3 protein-coding genes are annotated in these 3139 nt (G+C 69.5%); all 3 read left to right on the plus strand.

The window, feature by feature from the left end:
* The coding region (locus L995_RS04830; RefSeq protein ID WP_047469688.1) for an amino acid ABC transporter permease at positions 1-697 on the plus strand (697 nt) is incomplete at its 5' end.
* Positions 684-1685 carry an amino acid ABC transporter ATP-binding protein gene (locus L995_RS04835; protein ID WP_269431518.1) on the plus strand — a complete coding sequence of 334 codons (1002 nt, stop codon included), beginning with the start codon at positions 684-686 and terminating at the stop codon, positions 1683-1685. The genes L995_RS04830 and L995_RS04835, both read left to right, overlap by 14 nt.
* Before the next feature lie 25 nt (positions 1686-1710).
* Positions 1711-2970 carry a cystathionine beta-lyase gene (gene metC / locus L995_RS04840; protein WP_231574355.1) on the plus strand — a complete coding sequence of 420 codons (1260 nt, stop codon included), beginning with the start codon at positions 1711-1713 and terminating at the stop codon, positions 2968-2970.
* The last annotated feature ends 169 nt before the right edge of the window (positions 2971-3139 follow it).

Here is a 3139-nt window from a genome sequence, read left to right on the forward strand (position 1 = left end):
CCGCGTCACGGACAGCGCCCCGCCTGCCTTCGTGCACCTGTGGAAATGGCTGCCCGCGCTGCTGCGCGGCCTCCTGGTCAACATCGAGATCAGCGTGCTGGCCGTGGCCATCGGCACCGTGGCCGGCCTGGTGCTGGGCGCCCTGTCGCTGTCGCCCACGCCGGCCGTGCGCACGGGCGTGCGCTGGTATGTGCAGCTGTTTCGCAATGCGCCCATCCTGGTGCTCATCTACTTCACCACCTATGTGTTCCCGTTCGAGCTGAAGCTGGTGGGCTGGACCTTTCCGTTCCCCGACTGGGTCAAGGTGGTGCTGGGCCTGGCCCTGCCCACCAGCGCCAACGTGGCCGAGATCTTCCGGGGCGCCATCCAGTCCATTCCCAGCGCGCAGTGGGAGGCGGCCCAGTCGCTGGCCTTTCGCCGCAGCGAGATCTTCCGCCTCATCGTGCTGCCGCAGTGCGTGCGCCGCATGCTGCCGCCGTGGATGAACCTCTACGCCAGCATCACCATGAGCACCTCGCTGGCCTCGCTGGTGGGCGTGCACGACGTGGTGGACACCGCCCAGATCGCCAGCAACACCGTGGCACGCACGGACTTCACCATCCTTGTGTATTTCACGCTGCTCGCGCTGTTTTTCGCCTATTGCTATCCCATTGCGCGCGCCACGCGCAGCCTGGAGCGACGCCATGAAAATCACTGAAACGCTCCCCCTGAGCGGCTTCGCCGCTTCCCCCTCTCTCGCTTCGCGGGAGGGGGACGACACCTTCGCTGCGGGGCGGCCCTTGCTTGGTGTCCCTGAGTCGGGCAGCGCTGGCACACAGCACGTCACCCAGGCGGTGCATAGTGCCGCCTCGGCAGAGTCCAGCACGGCGCCCGCCCTGGTCCACCTGCAGGATGTGCACCTGTCCTTTGGCGACAACCAGGTGCTCAAGGGCATCGACGTGCAGGTGCGGCGCGGCGAGGCGGTGACCATCATCGGGCCCTCGGGCTCGGGCAAGTCCACCATCCTGCGCTGCATCACCGGCCTGCTGCGGCCCCAGCGCGGCGCCATCTCGGTGGCGGGCACGCGCGTGGACCAGCTGCGCACCGAGGCCGAGCTGATCGCCCTGCGCAAGCGCGTGGGCTTCGTCTTCCAGCAGTACAACCTGTTCCCCCATCTGTCGGTGCTGGAGAACCTGGTCATCGCCCCCACGCGCGTGGTCGGCCGCGACCGCGCCACGGCCGAGCGCGAGGCCCGCGCCCTGCTGCAGAAGGTGCGCCTGGACCACAAGGAATCCGCCTACCCCGGCGAGCTGTCCGGCGGCCAGCAGCAGCGCGTGGCCATTGCGCGCGCCCTGGCCATGCGGCCCGAGCTGATCCTGTTCGACGAAGTGACCTCCGCCCTGGACCCCGAGACCGTGGGCGAGGTGCTGACCGTGATCCGCGACCTGGTCAGGGACGGCATGACCTGCGTGCTGGTCACGCACGAAATGCGCTTTGCCGAAGAGGTCAGCGACCAGGTCTATTTCACCGAGGCCGGCCGCATCGTCGAGCACGGCCCGGCCGCCCAGATCTTCGGCAGCCCGCGCAGCGAGCGCACGCGCGAATTCCTGCAGCGCGCCCTGGGCGATGGTGCACGGTCCAGGCCTGCGCCAGCCGCGCCGGCCACAACGCCGCTGCCCTTCAACAGCCTGCGCTTTGCCCTTTGATCCCCACCACCCGGAGCACCCCTCCATGACCGCAGACATCCGCCCCGACACGCATCCCGCCGCCCCGCGCCGACACCCTCAGACTGCGGTCCTGGGCCCGTCGACCCGCCTGCTGCACGCAGGCACGCCGCCGCTGCAGGGCGGCTCCGGCCCCGTCAACGTGCCCGTGGTGCGCACCAGCACCGTGCGCTTTGCCGACAGCGCCGCCTACGCCGACCTGCACCACCGCCGCGAGGCCGGCGAGCGCGTGGCCTCCTACGGCCGCCACGGCCTGGACACGCACCGCGCGCTGGAAGACGCCGTGGTCGCGCTGGAGGGCGGGCACCGCGCCTTTCTCACGCCCTCGGGCCTGTCCGCCATCACCCTGGTGCTCATCGCCCTGCTCTCGCCCGGCGACCATGCCCTGGTGGCCGACAGCGTCTACTCGCCCGTGCGCCGCGTGGACGCCACCTTGCTGCAGCGCCTGGGCATCACGCTGGAGTACTTCTCGCCCTCGCGCGACGATCTGGCCGGCAAGATCCGCCCCAACACCCGCCTGGTCTACCTGGAATCGCCCAGCTCCCTGCTCTACGAGGTGCTGGACCTGCCCGCCCTGGCCGCCGTGGCGCGCCAGCACGGCATTGCCGTGGCCACCGACAACACCTGGAGCGGCGGCTGGTTCTACCAGCCCCTGGAGCATGGCGCCAACCTCTCCATCCAGGCCGCGACCAAGTACATCGCCGGCCACTCCGACGTGATGCAGGGCATCGTCATCACCGACGGCCCCGCGCTGTCCAAAAAGATATCCACCGCCTACGAGGCCCTGGGCCTGACCATAGGCGCCGACGACGCCTACCTGGCACTGCGCGGCCTGCGCACCCTGCCCGTGCGCCTGGCCCAGCACCAGCGCCACGCCACTGAAATCGCCCAGTGGCTGGAGCAGCAGCCCCAGGTCGGCCGCGTCTTCTACCCGGCCCTGCCCTCCGATCCCGGCCATGCGCTGTGGAAGCGGGACTTCAGCGGGGCCAGCGGGCTGGTGTCATTCGCGTTTGCCGAAGGGGTGGACGCCGGTGCCGGCGCCGTGTTCGTTGACTCGTTGCGGCAGTTTGCGCAGGGGGCTTCCTGGGGCGGGTACGAGAGCCTGGCGCTGGTGGCGCAGCCTGAGCGGTTGCGGGAGCACAGTGTGTGGACGGGGACTGCGCCTGTGGTGCGGTTGCATGTGGGGCTGGAGGATCCTTTGGATCTGATTGCGGATCTGGAGAGGGGGTTTGGGGGGGTGGTGGAGCGGTTCAGGTTGGCTGCCTGAGCTTCCTTTTTGACTCTGTCGCGCCTCTGGCGACAGAGGCCGGGTCTCGGCCCGGCGGCCGACCTACTTTCCTTTGTTTCGCCAAAGGAAAGTAGGCAAAGCAAAGGCGACCCGAATGTCCGCGACCCTCCGCTTCGCTGCGGGCAACCTGCGTCGTGGCGGTTGCGGG

The sequence above is a fragment of the Delftia sp. ZNC0008 genome (assembly GCF_000799035.1).
Lineage (GTDB): Bacteria > Pseudomonadota > Gammaproteobacteria > Burkholderiales > Burkholderiaceae_C > Comamonas > Comamonas tsuruhatensis.